The 249-nt window shown below is 67.5% G+C and carries 1 protein-coding gene; it reads left to right on the forward strand.

Annotated elements, in window-relative coordinates; all coding sequences use genetic code 11:
- A partial coding sequence (locus MFF64_RS39150; protein WP_238194076.1) for a hypothetical protein occupies positions 1-249 on the forward strand: 249 nt, incomplete at both ends.

Raw genomic sequence — 249 nt, forward strand, 5'->3', positions numbered from 1 at the left:
ACGTAGGGGGGAAGTCCCTGGAGGAGGCTGTTAAGGCGGCGGAGGCCGTGGAGCGGGAGGGCGTCCACGCCATCCTGGACCTCTTGGGCGAGCTGGTGCGCACCGAGGAGGAGGCCAGGGCCTTCCAAAGGGGGCTCCTTGACCTCGTCTGGGCCCTTGCGGGGAACCCCTGCCCCAACTACATCTCGGTGAACCTCAATCAGCACCCCGTGCATCTGGGTCAGTGTGTGTGGCTAGCACCCGCGCCCG

This window comes from Methylobacterium frigidaeris (assembly GCF_022179185.1).
Classification (GTDB): domain Bacteria; phylum Pseudomonadota; class Alphaproteobacteria; order Rhizobiales; family Beijerinckiaceae; genus Methylobacterium; species Methylobacterium frigidaeris.